The 25,686-nt window shown below is 37.7% G+C and carries 29 protein-coding genes and 1 riboswitch; of the genes, 20 read left to right on the top strand and 9 right to left on the bottom strand.

Translation table 11 applies throughout. The annotated features are described in order from the left end of the window. The first annotated feature begins 20 nt into the window (after positions 1-20). Positions 21-126, top strand: a riboswitch (SAM riboswitch). A gap of 84 nt (positions 127-210) precedes the next feature. Then, entirely contained in the window at positions 211-354 is a 144-nt protein-coding gene (locus NST02_RS12195) for a Fur-regulated basic protein FbpA (RefSeq protein ID WP_137743084.1), read from the top strand. A 14-nt stretch (positions 355-368) separates the two neighbouring features. Here NST02_RS12195 and NST02_RS12200 read toward each other — a convergent pair whose 3' ends face one another. Both NST02_RS12200 and NST02_RS23780 read right to left on the bottom strand, forming a co-directional pair. Continuing rightward, on the bottom strand, positions 369-1,235 hold the full coding sequence (locus NST02_RS12200; RefSeq protein ID WP_212933303.1) for a VanW family protein: 867 nt from the start codon (positions 1,233-1,235) through the stop codon (positions 369-371). A gap of 499 nt (positions 1,236-1,734) precedes the next feature. Further along, positions 1,735-1,932 (bottom strand): hypothetical protein, encoded by a 198-nt coding sequence (locus NST02_RS23780; protein WP_095306262.1) that lies wholly within the window; start codon positions 1,930-1,932, stop codon positions 1,735-1,737. A gap of 616 nt (positions 1,933-2,548) precedes the next feature. On the opposite strand from NST02_RS23780, the gene NST02_RS12210 reads away from it, so the two are divergent. Continuing rightward, a complete protein-coding gene (locus NST02_RS12210; protein ID WP_340949082.1) occupies positions 2,549-2,797 on the top strand; it encodes a hypothetical protein in 249 nt (82 codons plus the stop codon). A gap of 48 nt (positions 2,798-2,845) precedes the next feature. Here NST02_RS12210 and qoxD read toward each other — a convergent pair whose 3' ends face one another. From qoxD to qoxA, 4 genes are read right to left on the bottom strand one after another with little or no spacing between them, the layout of a single operon-like run. Further along, the gene (gene qoxD / locus NST02_RS12215) at positions 2,846-3,148 is read right to left on the bottom strand and encodes a cytochrome aa3 quinol oxidase subunit IV (RefSeq protein WP_095306260.1); all 303 of its coding nucleotides are present in this window, start codon (positions 3,146-3,148) and stop codon (positions 2,846-2,848) included. Further along, positions 3,149-3,754 carry a cytochrome aa3 quinol oxidase subunit III gene (gene qoxC, locus NST02_RS12220; protein ID WP_095306259.1) on the bottom strand — a complete coding sequence of 202 codons (606 nt, stop codon included), beginning with the start codon at positions 3,752-3,754 and terminating at the stop codon, positions 3,149-3,151. Beyond that, on the bottom strand, positions 3,744-5,720 hold the full coding sequence (gene qoxB, locus NST02_RS12225) for a cytochrome aa3 quinol oxidase subunit I (RefSeq protein ID WP_095306258.1): 1,977 nt from the start codon (positions 5,718-5,720) through the stop codon (positions 3,744-3,746). The genes qoxC and qoxB overlap by 11 nt, the downstream gene beginning before the upstream one ends. Next, on the bottom strand, positions 5,710-6,693 hold the full coding sequence (gene qoxA / locus NST02_RS12230; RefSeq protein WP_137743081.1) for a cytochrome aa3 quinol oxidase subunit II: 984 nt from the start codon (positions 6,691-6,693) through the stop codon (positions 5,710-5,712). Before qoxA ends, qoxB begins: the two co-directional genes overlap by 11 nt. A gap of 1,117 nt (positions 6,694-7,810) precedes the next feature. Between qoxA and NST02_RS12235 the strand changes: the two genes are divergently transcribed. After that, positions 7,811-8,590: an N-acetylmuramoyl-L-alanine amidase gene (locus NST02_RS12235; RefSeq protein ID WP_095306256.1), complete on the top strand. Its 780-nt coding sequence runs from the start codon at positions 7,811-7,813 to the stop codon at positions 8,588-8,590. Between the two features lie 22 nt (positions 8,591-8,612). Here the strand turns inward: NST02_RS12235 and NST02_RS12240 are convergent, their stop codons facing one another. Further along, entirely contained in the window at positions 8,613-9,182 is a 570-nt protein-coding gene (locus NST02_RS12240; protein WP_137743080.1) for a cell wall hydrolase, read from the bottom strand. Between the two features lie 241 nt (positions 9,183-9,423). On the opposite strand from NST02_RS12240, the gene NST02_RS12245 reads away from it, so the two are divergent. From NST02_RS12245 to NST02_RS12305, 13 genes are all read left to right on the top strand, one after another. Continuing rightward, complete coding sequence (locus NST02_RS12245; RefSeq protein WP_095306254.1) at positions 9,424-9,783, top strand: aminoacyl-tRNA hydrolase; 360 nt, start codon at positions 9,424-9,426, stop codon at positions 9,781-9,783. 58 nt (positions 9,784-9,841) lie between these two features. Then, positions 9,842-10,132, top strand: a complete 291-nt coding sequence (locus NST02_RS12250) for a hypothetical protein (RefSeq protein WP_095306253.1) — start codon at positions 9,842-9,844, stop codon at positions 10,130-10,132. A gap of 614 nt (positions 10,133-10,746) precedes the next feature. Further along, the gene (locus tag NST02_RS12255) at positions 10,747-11,826 is read left to right on the top strand and encodes a hypothetical protein (protein ID WP_095306252.1); all 1,080 of its coding nucleotides are present in this window, start codon (positions 10,747-10,749) and stop codon (positions 11,824-11,826) included. Beyond that, positions 11,813-13,978, top strand: a complete 2,166-nt coding sequence (locus tag NST02_RS12260; RefSeq protein WP_137743079.1) for a molybdopterin oxidoreductase family protein — start codon at positions 11,813-11,815, stop codon at positions 13,976-13,978. Before NST02_RS12255 ends, NST02_RS12260 begins: the two co-directional genes overlap by 14 nt. Before the next feature lie 3 nt (positions 13,979-13,981). Further along, a complete protein-coding gene (locus NST02_RS12265) occupies positions 13,982-14,542 on the top strand; it encodes a 4Fe-4S dicluster domain-containing protein (protein WP_340949083.1) in 561 nt (186 codons plus the stop codon). Positions 14,543-14,553: 11 nt separating this feature from the next. Further along, positions 14,554-15,078 carry a QcrA and Rieske domain-containing protein gene (locus tag NST02_RS12270; protein ID WP_095306249.1) on the top strand — a complete coding sequence of 175 codons (525 nt, stop codon included), beginning with the start codon at positions 14,554-14,556 and terminating at the stop codon, positions 15,076-15,078. Positions 15,079-15,266: 188 nt separating this feature from the next. After that, on the top strand, positions 15,267-15,572 hold the full coding sequence (locus NST02_RS12275; protein ID WP_095306247.1) for a hypothetical protein: 306 nt from the start codon (positions 15,267-15,269) through the stop codon (positions 15,570-15,572). After that, on the top strand, positions 15,565-15,843 hold the full coding sequence (locus NST02_RS12280) for a hypothetical protein (protein ID WP_095306246.1): 279 nt from the start codon (positions 15,565-15,567) through the stop codon (positions 15,841-15,843). Before NST02_RS12275 ends, NST02_RS12280 begins: the two co-directional genes overlap by 8 nt. After that, complete coding sequence (locus NST02_RS12285; protein WP_095306245.1) at positions 15,840-17,147, top strand: NarK family nitrate/nitrite MFS transporter; 1,308 nt, start codon at positions 15,840-15,842, stop codon at positions 17,145-17,147. Before NST02_RS12280 ends, NST02_RS12285 begins: the two co-directional genes overlap by 4 nt. Before the next feature lie 554 nt (positions 17,148-17,701). Next, on the top strand, positions 17,702-18,376 hold the full coding sequence (locus tag NST02_RS12290; RefSeq protein WP_137743078.1) for a sensor histidine kinase: 675 nt from the start codon (positions 17,702-17,704) through the stop codon (positions 18,374-18,376). After that, the gene (locus tag NST02_RS12295; protein WP_137743077.1) at positions 18,373-19,026 is read left to right on the top strand and encodes a response regulator; all 654 of its coding nucleotides are present in this window, start codon (positions 18,373-18,375) and stop codon (positions 19,024-19,026) included. Before NST02_RS12290 ends, NST02_RS12295 begins: the two co-directional genes overlap by 4 nt. Before the next feature lie 12 nt (positions 19,027-19,038). Continuing rightward, on the top strand, positions 19,039-19,482 hold the full coding sequence (locus NST02_RS12300; protein ID WP_095306243.1) for a GAF domain-containing protein: 444 nt from the start codon (positions 19,039-19,041) through the stop codon (positions 19,480-19,482). 18 nt (positions 19,483-19,500) lie between these two features. Next, positions 19,501-20,514 carry a PAS domain-containing sensor histidine kinase gene (locus NST02_RS12305; protein WP_235879421.1) on the top strand — a complete coding sequence of 338 codons (1,014 nt, stop codon included), beginning with the start codon at positions 19,501-19,503 and terminating at the stop codon, positions 20,512-20,514. Between the two features lie 91 nt (positions 20,515-20,605). Here the strand turns inward: NST02_RS12305 and NST02_RS12310 are convergent, their stop codons facing one another. Both NST02_RS12310 and NST02_RS12315 read right to left on the bottom strand, forming a co-directional pair. Continuing rightward, positions 20,606-21,394: a hypothetical protein gene (locus NST02_RS12310; protein ID WP_340949084.1), complete on the bottom strand. Its 789-nt coding sequence runs from the start codon at positions 21,392-21,394 to the stop codon at positions 20,606-20,608. Next, positions 21,387-21,920, bottom strand: a complete 534-nt coding sequence (locus NST02_RS12315) for an RNA polymerase sigma factor (RefSeq protein WP_095306241.1) — start codon at positions 21,918-21,920, stop codon at positions 21,387-21,389. Before NST02_RS12315 ends, NST02_RS12310 begins: the two co-directional genes overlap by 8 nt. 447 nt (positions 21,921-22,367) lie before the next feature. Here NST02_RS12315 and NST02_RS12320 point away from each other — a divergent pair, with 447 nt between their 5' ends. The 4 genes from NST02_RS12320 to NST02_RS12335 all read left to right on the top strand — a co-directional run bounded on the left by NST02_RS12320 (position 22,368) and on the right by NST02_RS12335 (position 25,368). Continuing rightward, positions 22,368-22,724, top strand: a complete 357-nt coding sequence (locus tag NST02_RS12320; protein ID WP_095306240.1) for a hypothetical protein — start codon at positions 22,368-22,370, stop codon at positions 22,722-22,724. Between the two features lie 431 nt (positions 22,725-23,155). Then, positions 23,156-23,737 (top strand): hypothetical protein, encoded by a 582-nt coding sequence (locus tag NST02_RS12325; protein WP_095306239.1) that lies wholly within the window; start codon positions 23,156-23,158, stop codon positions 23,735-23,737. Positions 23,738-23,826: 89 nt separating this feature from the next. Next, positions 23,827-23,979 (top strand): hypothetical protein, encoded by a 153-nt coding sequence (locus NST02_RS12330; protein WP_170211211.1) that lies wholly within the window; start codon positions 23,827-23,829, stop codon positions 23,977-23,979. A gap of 387 nt (positions 23,980-24,366) precedes the next feature. After that, positions 24,367-25,368, top strand: a complete 1,002-nt coding sequence (locus NST02_RS12335) for a YeiH family protein (RefSeq protein ID WP_095306347.1) — start codon at positions 24,367-24,369, stop codon at positions 25,366-25,368. Positions 25,369-25,686 lie beyond the last annotated feature (318 nt).

The raw sequence follows: 25,686 nt of genomic DNA on the forward strand, positions 1-25,686 counted from the left end.
AAATTTAATATGATTAATTTCACTTATCCAGAGAGGCGGAGGGATTTGGCCCTAAGAAACCTCGGCAACAGACTCGTTTCAAGAGAACTGTGCCAATTCCAACAAGCATTGCTTGAAAGATAAGATGAGCGGTTAAAGGCAAAACCTCTTCTTACTTGAACGGATCTTGATAAGAAGAGGTTTTTTTTCGCTCGCAAGGAGGAATAGATAATGAATGAAAGAGATCTGCTCATTGAAAGATTGCTTGACTTTGGAATCTATAAGATCAATGATAAGCAGCTATTTGAATTACCTATTGTTGATTTGGAGCAGGAACTAAAAAAAATCATGCAAAATAAAGGGAATGATGGTTAAGATGCTTGGAGGCATTAAGAAATTTTCTGTGGCTTATAATTAATATCTTCCGATGAGTACACAAACACAATCACCATACCTCCAATAACTTTTGCACGAATCAAAATAGGTTGATTATATTCGTTTTTAAAGGAAAAATCTGGACCATACCAACTGACAGTAGCGTCTCTACCTGGTGGAACATAGGGCACATGCTTGCTATGTGAGTAACGCTCGATCATTGTTACACCTGAAAGGTCTACTGCATTAAAGAGAGTGGAGGAAACTTGACAGATACCTCCACCAATTCCATCAATTAATTCGCCTTTTACAATCTCAGGGGCTTTCATATAGCCTCTTTCAGCGGTTCTTTTTCCGACTACTTTATTGAATGAAAAAATCTCTCCAGGGAACACAACTTGATTATTAATGGCTTCCACCGCTAATTCAATATTTTTTGAGCGGGCTTTATTTTTTGAATTAAAGTATGTCCTGTATTGTCCTAATCGTTTAGTTCTAATGATGGAAAGAAGCTCACTATCTACTTTCGGATAGACCAACATTTTTGGCACTTCCAATGTCGTTAATCGATTATGAAAATAATAATGAAAAAAGGCTTCCGTAAATACATGGCGATTAAGTTTGTAGCCCACTTTTTCTGGGATGATATGCCCGGAGTCGCTAAGTGTTGCGTTTTTAGGTTTCTTTTCAACGTTTTGTTCAATCTGTCTAAGTAATTGTTCATATTTCACCGGATCAATGAGCTCGAGACCCGGTGCTGGAATCATAACTTCTTGACGTTTCACTATTGTGATCGTATCATTATTTTCTGTAATGCTTAGCGGTACTCCATTTTGAGGATGGATCAGTAAGAGTAGACTGAGAATCCACGAAACGTACATATTGCTCCTCCTAAAATCCTTTATTCGCATTTTTCGCTCATGACATTTTGGGTGTGCTAGTAATAAAGTTTTCTTTGACTCAGTCTATTTTTTTTATTTTGCGAAGAAATTATTCTTGATTTCCGCGAGCTTTTCAATAGCATTCTTCATAAAAGTCCGAAATAATGGGAAGCAGACGAAAAAAGGTGTTCTAAATGAAGCTCATGATTTTACTAAAGGCAATATTTATAAACAGCTTTTTTGTTTTTCTACTGCGATTATCCTTACAAACCTTTTACAAATATCGGATCAATTTAGTATTCACGGCTACGATAATAGCGCAAGGAATTGCCTTACCTTACGGAGTGAATGTAGTTCATTTCCAAAAAGTTCACGGTATGTCCAGTGTTTTGCATTTTTGATATCGTTTTTATATTTACGTATCTTTTCTTGTATGTACGATCCTTAAGGGATTAGAAATTCAAACTTTGGTTCTTTCTCTTCCCCAACTGCATAAACATCATTTTCTTCGCTTCCATATCAAAGCGTCAGCAATAATAGTTTTAGGCATTGGTAAAGAAATGGACGATAGTTTCTCCACATGTGGGATAAAACAACGGGTGTCTGTTGGACGTTGATGAATCGTGTAAAACAAAATAAACTGGTTTTCCGTTCCCACCTGTATGTTATATCCTGCTTTTAGTTGACCATTTTTCATATGATCCACCTTCATGCCCATGAAGGTGCGTCTTTGTCCGTTTGAGAATTACTATTATGAACACCGAAGATTTGAATCTGTTCTTTATATTTAGCCAGTCTAGGTAAGAAGCTATCGCGGATGAACTTCACCGTTTTCTTTAATTGACTACGTTCTTTTCGTTTCTCTTTACGAATATTGTTTCGGGTTCCTTTTCAATGTCTTCAGTTAATGCTTCTATCTTTCCTTCTAGTTCCGTCGCGGCAGTTTCTAAATACTTTATTATAATTAAATGGATTGATAAGCCAAAAAAGATTTAATATAGGTTGATTGGAACGGAAGGCACGAAGACTCCTACGGGATGACTTCATTTATTCTAGTTAGTCGAATTGGGAGCTTATTCGGACTTGACCTTAAAAGTTTCACTCGTTGTTCTGTCCGAATACACCTTTCATTCGGACAAATGTCTTTCTCGCTATCCCCGTTCTGTCCGAATACACCTCTCCATTAATACCACTGAAAAAGTCAGTAGAATGGACAACTCCCCGTGGACAGCCTCTTTTTTAGGGGCTTGATAAAAAAAAGTTTGACAAATTTGTGAACTTTTCGTTAAATAATGGTAAAGGGGATGAAATGGATGACTGAAAAACAGCTTAAGAATTTACTTTTCTTTAAAAAATTGACGAGTATCGGAATCTTTTTTGGCTTTCTCGTATTTTTATCAAGCTTCTTTGTAAGCGGTCCCAGCGCTCCTTATCAATTGTCAATCGGAATTAGTATCATCGTTTCGTCTATGCTTTTATTTGGATTCGGGTTGTTCTTGCCGTTGATGGAAGAGGCAAGTGGTGAAGATATAAATAAACAAAAAGAAACCTCAAGCTTGTAGAGAAAGCTCGAGGTATTATTTTTGTTTAGGAATTATAGATTTTTACTCTTAATGAGCAGCATGACCAGCTGACATGACCCAAATCGAACCGACGACGATAACAACAGCCATGAATACTCCATAAACAATATTAATTACATTTGTTTTTCCGTCTTCACCTTCACGCAAGTGCATGAACATGAAAAGCTGAATTCCAGCTTGGAGGACTGCCAGTGTGCCGATAATCCACATAATTACTTTAAAGGATAGACTCGTTTTTAAAGCAATATATGCTGCTCCAAAGGTAAGGATTAAGGAAAAGATGAATCCTAACACATGGCTGATTGGAAAGCGATTTGTATGTTTCTCCATTTAGCCCACCATCCCTTTTAAATACACGAAGGTAAAGATAAAAATCCAGACAACATCAAGAAAATGCCAGTACAGACCAATTATAAATGTTTTTCGAGCAGTCGTTGGTGTTAAGCCTCTGCGTAATAATTGAATGATAACCATGATTGCCCAAATAATTCCAAATGTTACGTGAGCTCCATGTGTACCAAGTAAAACAAATAAACTGGAGAGAAAAGCACTTGTTTGCATAGTAGCTCCCAGATGTACATAATGAATAAATTCATTAATTTCCATGAATAAAAATCCTGCACCGAGTAGAAGAGTGATTACAAGCCAGAAAATAAGACCCTTCAATTGCTGGCGCCGCATCTCAAAGATGGCTATCCCCATCGTAAAACTACTTGTTAACAGGAGAACGGTTTGAATAAGAACATCTTTAATCATAATGATATCCTGGTGAGTAGGACCACCAGCATAGCGCTGGTAAAGGACCCCATATACACCGAAGAGAGTTGCAAACAAAACAATTTCAGCTCCAAGGAAAATCCAGAAGCCTAGTATATTCAAACGGTTTTGTTCAGTTTGATATTCTAATGGCAAGGAATAATCGATCTTACTTGACATAATTATGCACCTCTCCTTCCACATTTCTCCACTTGCTTTCCGTTTCTTTAATTTCATCAACTGGAATATGATAACCTTCATCATAATCGAAGGAGCGGTAAATCAAGCCAGCGATAATTCCAATTGCAGCAATCGCGGCAGCAATATGCCACTCAAATACAAGGAAGAACCCTGCGACTCCAAAGGCCACTCCCATAATGAATGGAAGACCGGAGTTTGATGGCATGTGAATTTCTTTAATTTCACTATCTTTTATCGTTAAACCTTGATTATTTTTTTTCATTTTCCAAAATGGATCAAGTCCATCTACTTCAGGTAGCTTTGCAAAGTTATAAGGTTGAACAGGGGAAGCAGTTGCCCATTCAAGCGTGCGAGCATTCCAAGGATCTCCTGTAATATTGCGGTCGGCATGGCGAATGCTCCAATAAATATTGTAACAGAAAGCGATAAATCCAAGCGCCAATATGACAGAACCTAAAGCTGAAACAAGGAATAACGGTGCAAATCCTGATTCTACAGAGTAGGTATAAGAACGACGAACTGCACCATCAAGTCCAAGGAAGAACATTGGCATAAATGTTGCGTTAAAGCCAATCACAAACAACCAGAAATGCCATCTTCCGATTTTCTCGTTTAGTGTAAAACCAAACATTTTTGGCCACCAATAATATAGAGCAGCAAACACAGCAAAAACGACACCAGGAATAATTGTGTAATGGAAGTGGGCAACAAGGAACAACGTATTATGATATTGATAATCTGCTGCACCCATTCCAAGCATGACCCCGGTTACGCCTCCAATAATAAAACAAGGGACAAATGCCAGCGACCAAAGCATCGCATTGGTCATTTTAATTCGGCCCTTGCGCATCGTAAAGAGCCAGTTAAAGATTTTTATTCCCGTTGGGACGGCGATTGCCATTGTTGTAATGGAGAAAATGGAGTTTACTGCAGGTCCTGATCCCATTGTATAGAAATGGTGAACCCAAACAACCATACTTAAGAGTGCAATGATTAAGATTGATAGAACCATTGATTTATAACCAAATAATGTTTTTCGAGAGAATGTTGAAATAATTTCTGAATAAATCCCGAAAGCAGGGAGAACTAAAATATATACTTCTGGATGTCCCCATAGCCAGAAAAGGTTTGCCCAAAGCATATCAAGGCCGCCGCCAGATAATGTAAAGAAGTGGGCACCGTAAAGGCGATCAAAGGTCATTAATGCTAAAGCAACCGTGAAAATAGGGAAGGCAGCAATAATGATGACAGACGCAATGAAAGAAGTCCAAGTAAACATAGGCATCTTCATTAATGTCATGCCCTTCGTTCGCATTTTTAAAATCGTTACAACAAAGTTAATTCCTGATAGCAATGTTCCGATTCCGGCAATTTGCAAGGCAACGGCGTAATAGTTGTTTCCGATCCCAGGCGAAAACTCTTTTCCTGCGAGAGGGAAATATGAAGTCCACCCAGCATCAGGAGAGCCACCGATAACAAAAGAGATGTTAAATAGCATCGCACCACCGAAAAATAGCCAAAAGCTCAATGCGTTTAATTGTGGGAATGCAACATCTCGAGCTCCAATTTGCAGGGGAACAACAACATTCATAATCCCGATCAGCATTGGCATTGCCATAAAGAGAATCATGATGACGCCATGAGTCGTGAAGATTTCATTGTAATGCTGAGCATCTAAAAATTCCATTTCTGGTCTTGATGTTTGAGCCTTCATTAAAAGACCGTCCATCCCGCCACGGAAAAACATTAACACACCAGAAATAATATACATAATCCCAATACGTTTATGATCAACTGTTGTAATCCATTCAGACCAAAGCCACTTCCATTTCTTTAAATAGGTGACTCCAGCTACGATTCCGACCATGGTTAAAACAATCGCTATTTGTGAACCTAAAATTAATGGATCACCTGTAATAAAAAATTCATCCCATTTAATGCCCACTGTGGTCACCTCCGTGTTCTGTGTCTTCTTGATGATCATGCTCGTCTATGTCATCACTCGTTTTATTTCTGTAATTGTCCTCTTCTTCAAATATTTTCCCTTGGTAGCCATGCCCACGATAAAGTTCAGGGTGTGTATATGTTTTTGAATTGTGGTCAGCATGATTTACCCAGTCGAGATGTGTGTTTGAAAAAGTCAATCTACCTAAATGAGTTGGTTTCAGTAGCTCTTCGTATTCTTCTTCAGTTAGTTTTGGAGCAGTTTCTTTTACTTCCTGAACCCATTTGTCATATTCAGAACGAGTTTGCGCCAATACTTCAAATTTCATATCCGCATAGCCGCGGCCATTGAAGTTGGTATTCTGTCCCTCGTATGAACCAGGGTAATCAGCAATTAAATACATCTCAGTTTCCATTTTTCCCATCGTATATTTTTGACCACCTAAAGCAGGCACCCAAAAGGACTGCATCGTACTCGCTGATGTTAATTTAAACAGAATAGGTGTGTCTGCAGGAATATTAACGTAATTTACTGTTTCAATTCCTTCCTCTGGATAGCTAAAAATCCACTTCCAGTCAGCAGAAGTTACATGTATGGTAATTGGTTCCTTATCCTCATAGCCTTGTGGTACCTCTTCTAATGCATAGAGTGTCTTTACAGTAGGAATGGTTAAGGCAACAACGATAAGAATTGGGATTGCTGTCCAGATAATTTCCAATACGGTACTTCCATGTTCATCAGGTGGTTCGTAGTCTAAATTGTCTTTTTTTTCACGATATTTCCAGACGATATAACCAAATAATCCAAAAACGACAACGACTACAAGGAGCATCCAAATTAAAGACCAGTTGATTAATTCTGTAATGCTTCTTGCCACTGGGCCTTGCGGGTCGAAGACAACTAATTTCGACTCACAACCACTAAGGAATAGCAGAGGTGCAGTTGTCAAAAAGGCAAATAATCCTTTTTTCATTCAATGTCAACTCCTTATTCAATAAAGTTTCTTTTCCCGAAAGTGCTTGATAAAAACATAAAAGATTCGAAAAATTGTCACAAAATGTTCATAAATTCACAAACTTAATCAAAAAAATAAAGATGTCTGAAATCATGCTGCAGACAATTCGTTTCATGGAATCAGAAGACTTTTCGGTTATACTGAAAGGCGCGTGAAACCTTGGTTTCACACGATATGAACCAAAAATCGTTGTATCAACAAAATTGTTTAACAAAGCTCAAAATAATGAAACGAAGCTTTTGATCATTTATTCACATTTGCCTAAAAAGTTTTACACAATCAAGAAAAAGGTTATTTTGATACATTAACACTGTGTATATGATGATAACATAATTATTTGATGATAATTGTTACAAAATAAGTAAGGAATAATTATCCATTTTATTGCTCGTTTTTCTTCGATTACTATTTAAAGCGGAACGGCGATAACTGTAGGACAATTCTTATAAATCTGCTTCTGGGGAATGTGTGAGAAATAACGGTCATAATATCAAATCTTTAAATGATGTTGAGGTCGATTGGTTTAACATTTTAGAAGAAAGTTGAGATTCGAATCATGACCAGACTAATGAACGAATTAAATAAACCAAAATATTAATCAGGAAGTAGGGAACGAATGTTTTTATAGATTCTGGTGAAAAGTTTGAAAATGATATTTTTATTTCAATTGATAGATTTCAAAAAGGAAAATATGAATCGCAAGCAGGATTGGAAACACCTTTCCAGGTAGAGTAAGATTTTGCAAAAAAATTTTCCCAACATAACTGTTAGCCAAAATATTAACCTAAAGAAAGCTGTTGAAAATCTATTATTTGCTATTTATAGTTGGTAAAAACTAATTTTTGTCATGATGTTTTTTATATGTTCTGCCCGGTTTTTCTATTGCAGTCCGATTTTCTTTAAAAGGTTTGAGCGTTCCGCTGTAAAATTCATCTTTCTGATGAAGTACATCAATTCACATATAGCCATATTTATAAATGAAGAAAATATCTTTTATACGAATCATGCTTTGATTGGATAATGGTACAAGCAAAAAATCGTACTTCATCATATATAATCAAGAGAGGTGATGATTATGGTCAAAATTTATTTAGATCCAGGCCATGGAGGATCTGACCCAGGAGCACAAGGAAATGGGCTGCAAGAAAAAACCCTAACATTAGATATAGCTGTGAGAGTACGGGATATATTAGTAAATGAATATGAAAACGTTGAAGTGAGAATGAGTCGAACTGGTGATGTGACAGTTAGTCTCGCTCAGAGAACAAACGATGCAAATTCATGGGGAGCAGACTATTATTTATCGATCCACATTAATGCTGGTGGCGGTACAGGTTTTGAGAGTTTTCGACATACTAGTGCTCCCACACAAACAGCAAGATACCAAAGCATAATTCACCCAGAAATTGCCTTGGAGAGTTTATTTCGAGATCGAGGGATGAAAACAGCTAATTTTCATGTGCTTCGTGAAACTAGAATGCCTGCTCTACTAACGGAGAACGGCTTTATCGACCATGCAACCGACGCATCAAGATTGCAGAATGCTAGTTTTCGAGCCAGCATTGCTCGAGGGCATGTCATTGGGCTTGAAAAAGCTTTTCAATTGCGAAAAAAAACGAATTCAAATCCAGGAACGCTCTATCGTGTTCAGATCGGCGCTTTTGAAAACGGAGAAAATGCAATTCAGCTTGCGAGACGTGCTGCTACGAGCGGATTTACGACTCATATCTTTCAGGAGGATGGGCTTTATAAAGTACAAATTGGCGCATTTTCAATCAGGGAAAATGCCGAGCAGCTAGCTCAAGAGGCAAGAAACAAAGGTTATGAAGTGATTATTGTGCAGCGGAATTCATAAAAATAAGCACCCATGCGGGTGCTTATTTTGCAAAGACATGATTTCCGATTTTGATCGTTGTTGTTTTTGAACGTAGCCATGTATTTGTTGTTTTGGCAGGATTATAGAAGTAGAGGGAACCGCTGCCTTGGCCACGGAAAGCAAGAGCTTCATTAACTGCTTTCTTCGAATCAGTACTTGCAGCCTTGTTGATTTGACCATTGCTTACTGGTGTGAATTGACTGGATTGATAAATAACCCCACTTACTGTATTTGGGAAAAGATTGCTGTCGACGCGATTTAAAACGACAGTTGCAACGGCCACTTTTCCTGCGTACGGCTCGCCTTTCGCTTCTGCTTCAACAAGCCTCGCTAATAAATCTTTTTCTGAACTTGTCACTGAGGATGCGGGAATTGTTAATTTTTGTCCAATCCCTAAAGTGCTATTTGCCGCATTGTTAACTGACATCAATGCTTTTACTGGTACCCCATATTGAATTCCGATTTTCCAATAAGTATCACCTTTGTTGACAGTGTGTGTTGCTGCTAGACCGCTTCCTACTCCAGCAAAGATGATAGTTAAAAATGCGACAAATGAAATGATTTTTTTCATACTATAAACCTCCTTCAACATTCTTATATACAGTATCATGATAGATTGAGAGGAACATCCTCTACAATTTTCCAGTGTCTTTAAACCGTTGCTACAAGTGGGGCAAGTTTCAGAAGTGTAAAGTTTGTCATCGATTTGCAATAGTTGGATTTAGTCAGAAAATGAAAAATTCATAAATATTTACCGAATACCGTATACATAATATAGGTTGAATTTTGGAGGCTGTCAGAGGGGTGGTACAGTGGATAACGAAATCATTCAATATTTTGTAGTGAATCATGATTTGAAAATGGAAGCAGGGAAGGTGGCAGCCCAAGTAGCCCACGCTGCAACCATTTCCACGATTAATATGGTCAGTGCAAGCAATTGCCAATTCCCTGATTACTTCGATTATTTTGTGGAATGGTATCAATCGGGAATGAGCAAGGTTGTGTTAAAAGGAACGGAAGAAGAGCTTTTTAAGCTTAAGGAAAATGGTTTTTATACAATTAGGGACAAAAGCTATCAAGAAGAGCCGACTGGGGCACTTACTGTGGTTTCCCTTCCTCCGATGCCGAGAATCATTGGGCAAAGATTTATCGGGGAGTTCTCCCTGTACTGAGGAATAAATGTGCGGTTTGCTCTCACATGGCCTCATGTAAATAAGGAGGTATAGGCGAATGGGAACATTCTGTAATCGCTTGTCCTTTTATTTAACTTTCTACACTATTGGTTTTATTTTGCTTGCGTCTTCAAATTCGCTAAAAGAGCGGATCCTTAGATGGATAGGTATCCATCCTTTACAATTGTTGTTTTATTTTACGTTAATTGTGCTCATCATAGGAATCATTGGATTTACCGGTGTTAATAATTGGAGCAGTGTATTTCGCAGCATCTTTACTGTTGGTTTTTCACTTGTTTTGACAGCTTTTCTTGCCTACATCATTTTTGTTGGAGAGTTACTTCAATAAAAAAATGAAAGCAAAAATGGTTAAAACGCAATCTATTTTTCTATCATAAGTAAGGGTGATTGCCTCGTGAAAACAATTAAAGTAAGAGCTTTGTGAAGAGAAGCTTCTTCTAAAAAAGTATTTATAAATATAAAAGTTTCGAATTGAACATTCGGTGATTAAATGCTAAATGAAGGCAAGGAAGGAAAAATGAAATTTTCTTTCCTTGCTTTTTTTGTTATTGTTGCTTTAATGGATGGTATCGTTTTCATATTTATTGACTTTTGAACAAAGAGACACGGCTTTCATTGAATATCCAAGAGGAAGAAAACGTTAAATAAATCGCAAATTTCACAAAGGCAATAAGGTAAATCTAGCAGCTTGAAAAAGGAAAAGGTAGCTTCATACGTATATCTTCATTCGAGTTTGTGCAATGCTTAACAAAATTGACACAATATCGTCAACCTCTCAGAAATCCTATTGTATCAACGTTTTTGGCAGCTTAATTTTTTGCGAATTCAGCTTAAATCGACGACTAAGGGAATTTCCTCCTTTCAGTAGGGAGATCTCCCGATACGAGAAAAAGAGAACTGATTTTACAATAAAGTTAAGCAATTGGAACAAGGAGGATCAATATGGAAGCAAAAATGGTTTCAAATCAAAAAGCGGAGCACCCGGTAAATAGCGCATTTGCCTCAAAGTTTGCGAAATCAATGTTTTTGTCAGTATTAGTGCTCAGCATTTTAACATTTATTGGCACAAGGATGTTCACACATGTCGATTTAAATTTATATGGTTATATGGTTGGAACGATCGTATTTCTTGGGGGGTTCTTTTACCGCTTTATTGCTTGGGGAGAAAGACCCCCAACGAAGATTATCATCAAAAAAGGAATAAAGCTCTTATTTAGAAAATCCACACCAAAGACTTCGGTTGAGCAGTTAGCGACCTATCGATTTATCTGGAATCGCGGGATATACCGCTGGACACAACACTTTTTAATAGGTTGGGGTTGCCTTCTTTCTTGTTTAGTGACATTCCCGCTTGTTTTTGGGTGGATGTACTTTACGATGCCGGAAAATGGTTATTACACGATTGTTTTAATGGGAATGGACATTATGACTGTAAAGGCAGATGGATTAATAGCCAATCTTTCTTATAATGCGTTAAATATTTCTGCATTCATGGTCATTGCTGGTGTATGCATGGCTTTATATAGACGAATTAAAAATATGCAGGCTCGTGCGGAGCAAAAATTCATTTATGATTTCTTACCACTTTACTTATTGCTTTTTATCAGTATTACAGGCTTGCTCCTTACAGTAAGTAATCTATTTCTCCACGGCTGGGGACATTACGTAATGAGTCTGATTCATCAATATTCCGTGGTCGTCACAATGATTTACTTGCCTTTTGGAAAGTTGGCTCATATTCCGTTCCGACCATTAAGTGTTTTTGCCCGAAATTATCGTGAACACTACGGGGAACAATCAATGAAGGCCTGCAAGATTTGTGGAGATGAATTTGTTTCCTCTGAGCAATCAAAGGATGTTGTTCAAGTACTTGGTATCAATGAAATTGAATTTAAGAAAGAAGATTTCCATTTAGCAGAGCTTTGCTTACCGTGTCGAAGGAAATATCGAATTGCCCAATTTTCTGGGTTCCCTACACATGAAGTAAAAGTTAAGGAGGCTAACCAGAATGCAAAGGGATAAGTTTTTTAAAGAAGTTGATAATTTGCATCATCCGAATGAAACGTTAGTAAGAACTCATTGCAGTTACTGTGGAATGCAATGCGGGATGAATTTAAGGGTCAATACAAAGACAAATAAAATTATTGGGGTGGAACCTCGTTATGACTGGCCGGTAACAGTCGGAAAAATGTGTCCGAAAGGAGTTACTGCCTATCAACAAACGAACCATGATGATAGACTTCTAAAACCGTTAATTCGTGATGATAAATCGCTCAAAGGTACAAAATTAGGCTTCCGTGAAGCAACATGGGAAGAGGCATATGATCATATCGTAAAAAATTTCCAGAAGCTCCAAAAAGACTATGGGAATGATAGTTTATCTGTTTTCAGTGGAGTGTCAATGACGAATGAAAAATGTTATTTAACAGGAAAGTTTGCCAGAGTAGCTCTAGGAACTCGCTACATTGATTATAATGGTCGTTTTTGTATGTCCAGTGCTGCTGGTGGATTCCTTCGTTCCTTCGGAGTAGATAGAGGGTCGACATTACCGTGGACAGATATTCATGAAACAGATTGTTTATTTATTGCAGGAAGTAATACTGCAGAGTGCCATCCTACTTCAATGTTCCGAATCTGGAATGTTCAAGAAAGAGGCGGCTACTTAATCGTTGCCGACCCGCGTGAAACCCCGATTGCAAGAAGAGCAGATGTCCATCTAGATTTAAGACCTGGTACAGACCTGGCACTTGCAAACGGAATTCTTAACCTATTAATCGAAAATGGTTTTGCTGATGAAGAGTTTGTTCAGAATCACACAAACGGATTTGAAGAAACGAAGGAATTAGTGAAGCAATTTACACCAGAATATACGAGTGAAATTACCGGCGTTGCGCCTGAAAAAATCATTCGTGCTGCGGAGCTCTATGGAAAAGCACCAAACGCTGTTGTCATGTTTGCCCGCGGTATCGAACAGCAGCATAAAGGTGTCGACAATGTTTCAGCGTATACAAATATGGCACTAGTAACAGGAAAAATTGGGCGAGCAAAATCTGGTGTTGCTACTTTTACTGGTCAAGGGAATGGTCAAGGCGGACGTGAACATGGTCAGAAGTCAGATTTATTACCAGGTTATAGAAAAATTACCAACCCTGAGCATGTCAAAGAGGTATGTCAATTTTGGGGAATTACACCAGAAGAAATGCCGAAACCAGGTGTATCTGCATATGAAATGTTCGAATTAATGGATCAAAAAGTTATTCGTGGACTATATCTTCTTTGTTCAAACCCAGCTGTATCCGCACCAAATTTAAATTTTGTTCGTAATGCAATGAAAAATTTGGACTTCATGGTGTGTTCAGATTTTTATTTATCAGAATCAGCTGAATTTGCAGATGTCATTTTGCCAACTGTAACATGGTCCGAGGATGAAGGAACTGTTACGAATTTAGAAGGTCGTATTATTAAAATTAACAAAGCTCAAGAGCCGCTTGGGGAATCAAAGCCAGACTGGCAAATTCAAGTGGAACTAGCTGAACGGTTAGGAAAAGGAAAATACTTTTCTCATTTGAAAACGGCCCGTGATGTAGCGGATGAATTCAGAGGTGCGACAAAAGGTGGCTATGCTGATTATTCTGGTGCTACCTGGGAAAAAATCGAAAAGCAAGACGGCGTTTTCTGGCCTTGTAAGAGTGAAGAAGATGAAGGAACACCGCATATGTTCCTAGATAAGAAATTCTATCACCCTGATGGAAAAGCAAAAATTTGTGCGCTTCCATACAGACCACCAGCTGAAGAGCCGTGTGAACAGTATCCGCTCCGATTAACAACTGGACGAGTCGTGTATCACTACCTGTCAGGGAATCAGACAAGACGAATTCAATTTTTACGAGATATGTGCCCTGAGCCATATGTGGAGGTACATCCGGAGACAGCAAAAAAGTACAATATTGAGCATGAAGAACGGGTACGTCTGTTTACACGCAGAGGGGAAGCGGTATACAAGGTTAAGATAACGGAAGCAATTCGGAGTGATACAGTCTTTGTTCCTTATCACTTCGGTCATAAAGAGTCCATTAATCTCTTAACAAATCCGGCACTTGATCCAATGTCGAGAATGCCAGAATTTAAGGCTTGTGCAGCACAAATCGAAAAACAATCAATAAAGAAGGTGTAATAAATGAAGAAGAGGCTCTATTTAGAACTAGAAAATTGTATTGGCTGTCGCTCTTGTTTAGCTGCATGCACACAGTGTCTAGGTCATGAAGAGAGAAATAGAAACTATGTCTATGACGTCAATCCACTTGTAAATCGGCAAACGATGCCTCTCATGTGCCTTCATTGCGTGAATCCAGCTTGCGCGAGAAGTTGTCCAGCACAAGCCATTCAAATTCATGAAACAGGTGCTGTTTTATCGGCGTTAGTGGAAAAGTGCATTGGTTGTCAAAACTGTACGATTGCTTGCCCATACGGAATACCAAAGTTTGATACAGAGCAAAATTTAATGTATAAATGTGACCTTTGTATCGACAGAACGAAGGATGGGATTCCACCCATGTGTGCAAGTGTATGTCCATCTAACACTTTGCAGTGGCTGACGGATGAAGAGATTGAAGCGAAACAGAAACAATTTAACCTCGACAATGGAAAATGGGTCACAAGTTTACCATTTTTAGAGAGTGAAACAAATGTACGCGTGAATCTGCCAGGTATTTTGCAAGGCGTCACGAAATTGTTTTAGGAGGGATCGTCATGTCGGAAAAAAATAATAAAATCCCCTTTCCAGAAGATAATTACACGCATAATATTCAACGCAATAATGAAAGAAAATTAGATAGACGCGGTTTTATGAAAACATTGGTCGGCGCTGCCGGTGTATTTGCAGTGTCGTCGCTTCCTTGGGGAGCAGTGGCAGCGAAAGAGCTATTAGGATTAAGCGAAAAGGAATATCCTCATAAGAAAATTACAGATATTGATAGAATTGGCGTGGGAGAAGCAGTTGAATTCAAATTTCCAGGAGAGCATGATGATGCGATATTAATTCGTCTGTCCGAGGAAAAATACGTTGCTTATAACAGTGCATGTACTCATCTACAATGTCCGGTTTTTTGGGAAAAGGAAAAAGGAGAGATGCTTTGTCCATGCCATCATGGGAAGTTTGATGTAGAAACAGGGAATCCAACTGCTGGACCACCAAGACGACCATTGCCAACAATTGAAGTGTCTGTAGAAAACGGAGCGGTTTACGCTGTTAGGGTGAAACGTTATGAATCATAGACTAGTAAACTTTATATTGCTATTAATCTGTCTCATGTTAAATATAGTGTTCACACAAAAAATGGTCCATCAATTCAAATTTGAAAATTACGAGGGGGCGCTCCTTTATTGTCTGTTAAATCTTCTTGTCTTTCCTATTGCTCTTTTCGTTTATAAACGCGACAGGAAGCAAAGTGAAGTGATGGCAAATGATTAGTGAAACATTTTTAGATTTTTGCTTTATTCGCAAGGCAAGCGGTAATTTTGGAAATGACATCGAGCAAATATTGCAGTCCCTTTTTAAAGGAACAAAGCTTCATTGGTACTTAGACGAAAAAGAAATCGAAGAGGCTGAAGTAGTTGTCGCTGAGGTAAAAGGGATGAGTAGGTGGCAGTCGGAGTCAGAGGTCATTCAATTTTTGGAAGAGCACGCTTCAGAGCATTTTTGGGAGTTTTTACAAGGTTATCAAATGTATGTCTATCCTGTTCAGAAGGGATGTAATAGCTGTGATTAATCGCGATTTTCTACAACAGCATTATTTGTTTAAAACAGTTGAAGTTGCGATCCAGGATATAGAGGGAGAGGAGCGTGCTCCCTTTGTTCAGAAAGAAATAAAGAGGATTGGGGTCTGTCCAGATCAAACTCATTTGCGAATTTATTTTGAACATCAGAATTTTTTCGCTATTCCCCTAAACGCTGAGGTTATAATAGAAAGCGATAACTGGACAGCTACTGATCGCTTAGGCAATTTAAAATATATAATAAGAAGGGTACGAGTGTCATGAGTAAAGAAGCACGAATTACAAGTTGGAATCCAGAAGATCCAAAGTTTTGGAAAGAAACTGGTCGAAAACATGCAAAAAGAAATCTATGGATTTCTGTTCCTTCGTTAATGCTTGCATTTGTTGTCTGGCAAATTTGGTCCGTCGTAGCTGTCCGTTTAAATGATATCGGTTTTACGTATACTGAAGAGCAATTGTTCACTCTTGCTGCGATTCCAGGATTGGTGGGTGCGACTTTAAGATTTTTCTATACATTTGCTGTTGGCAAATTCGGTGGTAGAAACTGGACTGTTATTTCCACAGCAGTATTAGCCATTCCTGCTATCGGAATTGGTATGGCGGTTCAAAATCCAGATACACCTTATACTGTCATGTTAGTGTTAGCGGCACTTTGCGGACTAGGAGGAGGAAATTTTTCATCATCTTCCTCAAATATAAGCTTTTTCTTCCCAAAAGCAGAGAAAGGAACAGCCCTTGGCATTAATGGTGGTTTAGGAAATATGGGGGTTTCAGTTGTTCAATTTGTTACCCCGCTTATTATTGCAACGAGTACTTTTGCGTTCATGGGAGAAGGTCAAGTGTTATCGAATGGAGAGACGGTTTGGCTACAAAATGCAGCCTTTATCTGGGTGATTCCTATTGCGATTGTAACGATTGCAGCCTATTTTGGAATGGATAATCTTCCTAATACTACTCAATCTGTAGCAGATCAGTTTGTTATCGTGAAGCGTAAGCACACTTGGATTATGACAATATTATATGTTGCCACATTTGGCTCATTTATTGGGTATTCAGCAGCATTTCCGCTCTTGTTGAAATCGCAATTCCCAGAATATATTTCACTGGCTTTCCTTGGGGCTTTATTAGCTGCAGCAGCAAGACCTGTTGGGGGTTGGCTCTCTGATAAGCTTGGCGGTGCACTTGTAACTACCTGGGTTTTTATTGTGATGACAATTGGTGCGATTGGAGTTATTTATTTCACAAATGCAAAAACATTCTCAGGCTTTTTAATCTCGTTCTTAATTCTATTTTTGGCTTCTGGAATTGGCTCGGGTTCAACCTTCCAAATGATCCCGTCTATTTTCCCAGCTAAGGAAGCTGCACCAGTATTAGGATTTACAGCAGCGTTTGCAGCATACGGTTCATTCTTTATTCCGCAGCTTTTCGGCTGGTCAACAAGCACGACAGGATCACCGGTATCAGCCTTTTATTTCTTTATTGCTATTTATGTCATTTCATTTATTCTTAACTGGTTTTATTATCAGCGAAAAAAAGGGCTTGATTTAAATATTGAACAAGCTTCTTAACGTAACTGCTTTTAAGAAGCTGTATCAAAAAGCCGTCAAAAAAAACGACTTTTTGATTTCAGCTTTTTCTATTCCATTAATTAAGGTTGTTAGTAGATATTAAGGATAAAGCAGACCCTTTCTCCTTTTTTAGTTAGATTTAGCTGTTACGTAACGGATTAAAACCATTAATGAAGAGAACTGGAATCGCCTGTACTGAAAGGAAGGTTGGCTTGCTAGTTTTAGCGATTGGGCAGTAAGTTGTGTTTTTTGGATGAGGACCACACGATCCATGGAGAGAACATGCTGGATAGTCATGGTCTAATTTATATATAGAAAATCTCCCTTTCTAATTTTAATTGGCTGAGTGACTTAATGATGCTAAAAATGGGGGATTTTCTTTTTTTCTGGACATTATCTTGATTTAACGAAAACTGAATGAACTCATATCGACATGAATAGAAGACTCAGAAGACGTTTTAGTTGTCAATTTGAATTCTGCTTCGCGAAAGTCTCGCTCGGATGTTATAGTTATAAGAGAAGAATCACTGGACCTTAAGGGGTGAAATTGCATAATGGAGCGTGGCCCAGAAAGAAATATTAATCAATATTTACTCCAGTCATCAGAAGATGAAATTAAGAGAATTGCATTAGAACTCCATGAAGGAGTGGCTCAAACATTATTCAGTATTTATACTGGTATTCAATTGTTAGAAACAAGTACTGAAGATATAAAAATGAAAAATTACGTTCGCGAGATGGCTGAAGTATTAGAAAGAACGATTCAAGAAATTCGTTATCTTTCTGTAGAACTGCATCCACCCACACTCTCAACGATTGGTTTTTTCCCGGCATTGCAAAGCTACTTGAAGTTGTATACTTCCACGTTCGGAATCGTTGTGGACATCGAACAAGCTGGAGAAGAAATTCCTCTGCCGGTGAATCATCGTATTGGACTTTTCCGTGTGTGTCAAGAAGCTTTGGCGAACATTGCCAAGTATGCGGATTCTGCTAAAATAAAGCTTCAATTGAATTGGGAGCATCATCGTGTTCAAATTTTGATTCAGGATTTTGGAATTGGATTTGATGTCGATGCACATATAGAAAGTCATGGGTTGGCGGCGATGGCAGAAAGAATGAAGCTGATTGGTGGAGACTGCATCATTACTTCACAGTTAGGAAAGGGGACGACAATTCGTTTGGAGTTGGGGTTTGCTTCTAATGTCAATGGGGAGGGGGAGAAGGTTTGATTAAAATTTTGCTTGTAGACGATCATGCTGTCGTTAGGATGGGCTTAAAAATGCTTTTAGATCATCACGCTGATATGGAGGTAGTTGGTGAGGCTTCTGAAGGAAATGAAGGAATTGAAAAAGCCCACGAATTAAAGCCGAATGTTGTGGTCATGGATTTAAGCATGCCCCATGGCAAAGACGGACTTTCAGCGACCTCAGAATTAAAAAAGCAAATGCCGGAAATTGCCATCTTGATTTTGACGATGCATGATGATGAAGAATATTTATTTCGAGCGATTCAAGCTGGCGCCTCTGGCTGTATTTTAAAAAGTGCCCCCCATGAGGAATTGATTCAAGCAATTAAATCTGTCTCAAACGGAGATGCCTATCTTCATCCTTCTGCGACGAAAAGATTGATGGAAGAGTATTTAAGTAGTACAAGGGAAGAAGATGGGGATTTAATTCATCTATTATCCGATCGTGAACGGGAAGTTTTAACATTAATCGCGAAAGGTTACTCGAATAAAGAAATTGGAGAAAAGTTAGCGATCAGTGTTAAAACAGTTGAAACGCATAAAGGAAACATAATGGAGAAACTTCATATGAAGACGAGGCCTGAACTTGTTGCTTTTGCTTTAAAGAAGGGGCTTTTAGGTCATTTTTTGTAAAGGAAGATCGCCATGTTTAATAAAAGTAAAAATTATGAGCCTATTTTACAAGAGTGCAAGCAACTTAAGAAAGAAATTAACTGTGACTTCGTTGGGTTTGCTTTTCAGAATACAATTGGACCTGATATTAAATGGCATATTGCTGCCGGTAACCATAATGAAAAATATAAACTGATTTCTGTCAGATATGGCAAAGGAATTGCGGGTAGAGTTATTTCGACTGGAAGAGCGATGACGATTGAAGATTTTCCCCATCATATTATCGGCAAGGTATTAGAATACCCGATTATGCTTGCAGAAAAACTAGTTTATTCACACGCTGTTCCTGTTTACTATAAGGAAGCTGCAAAAGGTGTATTATTAGTGGGTAACCGTTCCAACAAACAACTTTCTCGAGAAGATGTATTAATTGTACAAGCGGCTTCAAATAAAATTGAGAAGATAATTAGCTGCTGAATGAATAGAGGTGGAACAATGAATATTGACTCCAATTTTTCCCAGCCGTTTAAAGAGTTATTAGACTTAAAATATGCTTTAGATGAATCTGCGATTGTCGCGTATACGGATCAGAGAGGCATTATTCAATATGTTAATGATAAATTTTGTGAAATATCTGCTTATTCAAGAGAAGAATTGATCGGGAAGGATCACCGTATCGTAAATTCTCAATTTCACTCGAAGGAATTTTTTCGGGAGATGTGGAGAACAATTTCATCAGGAAAAGTGTGGAAGGGAGAAATTCGCAATAAAGCGAAAACAGGAAATTATTATTGGGTTGATACTACAATTGTCCCCTTTTTAAATGAACACGGTCGACCTTATCAATATTTAGCGATCCGTTATGAAATTACGAAAAGAATGAAAATCGAAGAAGAATTGAAGAAAATGATGACGAGATTAATTGACGTGCAAGAAGATGAAAGAAAAAAACTCTCTCGCGAACTTCATGATGGCATTGGTCAAAACTTGTATAGTCACCTTATCACAATCAATCTTCTTCAGTCGGAACTCAACCATCCTCTTATTGATCAACTTCGAGATGAAGCTGCCGAATTAATTGAAGAAATTCGCAAAATATCATGGGAGCTGCGCCCTTCCGTTCTTGATGATTTAGGACTTATTCCTGCAATTCGTTCCTATTTAGTTCGCTATTCTAAGCATTATGGCATCGATGTGGAATTGGATTGTCATTTAAATAGAAGAATTCCATCTAACAAGGAAGTCGCGATATACCGAATTATTCAAGAAGCGTTAACAAATACGCGTAAATATGCAGAAACAGATAAGGCAATTGTAACGATTAGAGAATTAGATAACTCGATTAGAGTGCTGGTAGAGGATTTTGGTAAAGGCTTTGAACAGGATAAAGTCCAGCGAGGTGTTGGTCTTTTTAGCATGGAAGAAAGAGCTCGCGCTGTTAATGGAATGCTGCAAATTTATTCGGAAGTTGAAAAGGGTACAAAGGTGGTCTTTGAAGTGCCGATATGAAGCCATTGAATAGCATCATTTCTTACTTGTTTTTTTTGATAAAAAAGAGCGGTTATCAACAACAAAATGATAACTGCCCTTTTATGCCGTATCAATCTTTGACAATATGAAATTCTTTTAGCATCGCATCAAATCGAGTTCCGTGTCCTTCTTCGGCTTCAGAAAAATATTTTTGTTGAATGATAAAGCTTCCGCCAGCACCGTTATCAAGAACATATACTTTGGTCAATTCGTTATCCCAGTCATGTCCGTCTTTCTTTGCTAAAAGAACGAAGCCTGATAGGGGTTCATTCGTTTCTTCCTCAAGAATTAGATACGGATAATCTCTTAAAATGTCTTCTTTTAATTTTTGAAATGCGCTACTTGCTGGAACATCCTTTTGCTGCCTAATGGCCATGGAAACTTCAGGATATTGCGCATCAAGGGGGATTTTTGGCGTAATAATGTCCCCATCATCTGTTCTGTTCATTACATAGCGCTCTTCATCTATATAGATAACATACTCCGCTTCTTTTCCTTCATTTAATGTTAACTTCGTATCCTCATCAATTCCTTCAATGCTTTGGACGATTTCTTTTTTAGGCTCAAACATTGATTTTACTTTGTCCACTAAAGCGCTGACCGTGCCAGGTTCAAATACTGTTTTCATCTTATCAACTAAAGCATTTCCCGTATCGGTCTGTGAAGAAAAGGCGATGAATAATGTAGCAGCAGCTGCAACTAATAACCCCCATTTTTTCTGCCTCGGTGGTTTCGATTTTTTTTCATCGATAAACAATTCTTTTTCGATATTGTTCCAAATCTCTTCTTTTTCTTTGGGGTCGAAGTTTGACATATCTCCTAAGCACTCCTCAATTTTTTTATCCTCGTCATTAAACATGTTTTTTCCCCCTTTCTTCGAGATCGTTCAAATAATTCTTTAATAATGCTCTACCTTTGTGTAAGCGTGATTTGATCGTATTCTGATTTGTTTCTAAAACAGTTGAAATTTCTCGTTCTGAAAATCCTTTTAAATATTTCAAAATAATAGGAATTCGGTATAGCTCATTGAGCGACTGAATCGCTTCATTCAATTCCGAGTAATCATCGGTTTTAATCGAGCTGTCTTTTATATCAGGATCAATATAAGCGTGTTGAGTGCTTATTTTTGCTTCTTTCTTCATAATACGGTAGCATTCATTCGTCAAAATTCGATAAAACCAAGGATCGAAGGGTTTGCTTGCATCATAGGAAGAGAGGTTTCGATAAACCCGTATAAATGTTTCTTGGGTAGCTTCTTTAGCGAGTTCATGGTTTTTCGTGATTAATATTGCAACGCGAAGCGTTTTATCAATCTGTTGATTGTAAAAGGTTCGAAAAGCATCTTTATCACCTGATTTAATGCGCTGCAGCAATGACCGTTCCATGGATTAATTTCGCTCCTTTCGAGAACTTACTTGAAATGCACTTCTATTTATTAATACCAAAAGTTTATCGAAAAAGTTTGTTCATAGTACCATAATAATTTCGTTATTACGTTTTTTAACTGATTTTGGGCTCATTTTCTCTCTGATTCCATGAAACGATAGGAGAAAAAGAGATTTCTCTTATCGTTTCATGGAATCAGAAGACCTTTCAGCTATACTGAAAGGCATGTGAAACTTTGGTTTCACATGGAGCCAAAAATCAACACCGACATATAACAGAGCCTGAGTAAAAAATAAAGGTTATTTGTTTGTGCTTGTTGAAATCACCTTTATTGTCAACAGATAAGTAAAAAAGTTAAAAAATTGTCAAACGAAATAGCTTTTTATTGTAACAATATTTTTACCATGTAAATGTTACAATATCTATATTAGAAAGGAGTAAGTGAGATGGAAAAAGAGTTGCAAGGAGTACTCGCTTTATTAAATCAGATGAGTGCGACAATTGATACGAAACTGCAGGCAATCGATGAGAGGTTAGCAAAGCTCGAAAAAATAGATAGTGTTGAGCATCGAGTCATCGTCAATCAAATTGATATAACGGATATAAAAGATATTCTCTTTCGCTTAGAAGGGCAGCCGACTGAGAAATTGTCAGAGGTCATCAATGAGGCGATAAATAGAATTGAAGGGGTGTATCGACAGCATCTTCAGGAAGTGAATAAGAGGCTGGACAGTCAGTTGCTGAAAATAGCGAAAACAGAAGAAGAAATTTTGATGCTGAAGGTGAGTCAAGCGCCGAGTTAACGGGATAATTAGCTCATAAAAGGTTTTGAGGAAAGCTCTCAAAGCCTTTTGTCATTTTTATGATAGATAAGGCTTTTGTCTAATTGTTTGGATTAAAATGGATGGAACGATAAGGTGTGCAATGGAGAAAATTATGCCCAATCATCTGTAAATTTCTGAATTTTTAATGAAATTATTGCGATAAATCAATAGTTGATGATTAATGCTCGTTTAATGGGCCCAATTATGGTTGTTGCTGCGATGTGAAAGCTGATCTTTGCATGAAATGAAGTAAAGATTTAGTGTGATAATGTTATTATTAAATCTGCTATTTTTTGTCAGCGTGCACTTTGTTACAGTCAAATTTGAAAAAATGCTTTATAATTCTATTCAGATATATTTAAAATATAGAGCATTTTAATAATATAGAATTCGAAGGAATGGGTTTAGTGATGAATATGTATGAAGTTATTATTGATATTTTAGAAAAAAAGGGACCTGTTTCTTTTCACACAATTTGCGAAGAAATGAACGAAAGGAACTGGACTAGTAAAAGTGGAAAAGAAAACCCCGTTCAAGTTTCTCAAGTAAAATCTGTCGTGACTAGAAAAAAAGATTTATTTTCGGTTACAGGAGATATTGTGTCAATCAGGGAAGAAAAGGAGCTTCAATCCTTAACTGCAATGATCGGCAGGTTTCCAGGCCCATCTTTTAAAGTTGAAGTTGATTTTGTACATCAGCGTTTTTATATGTTTGAATGGAGAAACGCCAGTTTAATGCAAAAGGATCGAGAAGAGAAAACGATATATATTGGCAATGTTGAACAGTTTAAAAAAGAAGTAATTCGATTGAAAATATGGAATTGGGAGCGGGATTATCAGCCTGAGGCTCTCGTATTAGACGGTATAAGCTGGTCTGTCATCCTTAAAACTAAAGGAAAGCTATATGAAAGTGAGGGCTTGCACACCTTCCCTGAAAATTGGCATAAATTTTGTCGCGCCATTTCTCAACTTATTGGGATGCCTTTCAAGTAAACATGTTCAAGTGCTGCTTATGAATAAATATAATGTCTCAAGGTGACTCTATAAACAAGCAGAATCACAGCAAAGAGGGAGTGACTGACATGAAAAAAAAGCAACCGTTTCACTGTCAGGAGGACATGGACTTTGTTCACCATCAATTGGTCGAACAAATCGCGCGAATTAGTGTTGATGAAGAAGAAGAAAGAATGAGAGCTGAACTCGAACTAACGGAAAAGGATGAAGTTGACCATTAAGATGGTTGACTTTATTTTTTTAGGGTTCTCTAATATTTTTTTGGTTTATCGCACCATTTAATAAATTTTTGAAGAAAATCCGGAAGAGCAAAAGTGATTACTATATAAACATATTGAGGTGACGACTGGGCTAGAGCGCGAAGTTATCGATGGTCGAGCTTGATTCATTTAAGAGGTTGATAGAGGTGCTGTTCAGGTTTTTACTGATAGCTCTTATGTTATAAAATTCTTAAAAAATCTATCAATTTTTACTGATTAGAACGGCTACAGCAAGTCGTAACAGAAAAAAAGGTGTTAAAGAAGTCAATTCTTTGATACCCTTTTTTATGTGTATGATATAAAAATATCGATTTGTTTGGTGCGTCTATTAGGGGAGTAGTGGAAAATTTGTTTATACATCAAGATTTGAACACAAAGTGGAAGAAAAGATTAAGAGGTATGATCCTTGTTGTTGTGATTGCGATCGTTGCCCATTATTTAGGAAGTCTTTTTCCTTTAGTTGGAGGTATTTTATTTGCCATTATTTTAGGACTCATTTTAGGAAGTTTATGGGATGTTTCCCCCATCTATCAATCAGGAATAACCTTTGTTGTGACAAAGCTGTTAAAATTGGCTGTTGTTTTATTAGGAATAAGCTTGAATTTAAATGCCATAGTAGACATTGGCCGGCAGTCCATTATAGTAGTTGTCACTTCAGTCATTTTGGGCATTGCACTTACCTACTGGTTTGGAAAATTACTTAAGCTCGATCGCACTCTTACGCTGATGATCGGGATTGGGACAAGTATTTGTGGAACTACAGCTATTTCTTGTGTAAAGGGGATACTGGACGCGAAGGAGGATGAAACCGCTTATGCTATTTCAACGATTGTTTTTTTCAATTTAATTGCTTTTTTCGTTTATCCTTTTGTCGGTCAATTACTAAATTTCAATGCAATTGATTTTGGAATATGGAGTGGTACCGCTGTTCATGATACTTCTTCCGCAGTTGCAGTAGGTTTTGCATACAGCAGTGAAGCAGGAGATGTTGCAACAACTGTAAAATTGGCACGGACACTATTTCTGCTCCCGGTAATTCTTATTTTGCCTGCTTTAATGAGCAATCAAAAGAAAGGGAGTGTCAAAAATTCTTTGAAAAATGCTTTTCCATGGTTTATTCTTTGGTTTTTATTTATGAGCATTTTGAATTCTCTTGGTTTTTTTTCTGAAGGGCTTCAAGCATTTAGCAATGACTTTGCGAAATTTATCATTGTCATGGTGATGGCAGCAGTAGGATTGCAGGTTAATTTGAAAGGATTCGTTAAGCTTGGATACAAACCATTTTTAACAGGGTTATTTGCTTCCGTTGTAGTCTCTATCGTGAGCTTAATCATGATCCGCTTTTTATAGTAAAGGATTGCTTAACAATATTGTTGCTCAAAGGCTTATTTCGTGTGAAATCAAGGTTTCACACGTCTTTTTAGTTATACTGAAATCAGATAGAAAATGCGGCAAGTATCAATACTAACATATAACAGAGTCATGATAAAAAGGACTTTGGTGAAGCTGGAAGCAATAAAAAGCGTTAAGGGGCTTTGTTCTGCTCGTTTAATCGTTTTTTGTATTTCATCAATATCGTAAAGATTGTATTTAAAAACACTTCAAATGAATCACATTTGTCTTTCAAGGCGATGGCCACTTATTGCCTCTGGCTAGTCGAGCTCTGAC

This window comes from Robertmurraya sp. FSL W8-0741 (genome assembly GCF_038004005.1).
In the GTDB taxonomy this organism is placed as follows: domain Bacteria; phylum Bacillota; class Bacilli; order Bacillales; family Cytobacillaceae; genus Robertmurraya; species Robertmurraya siralis.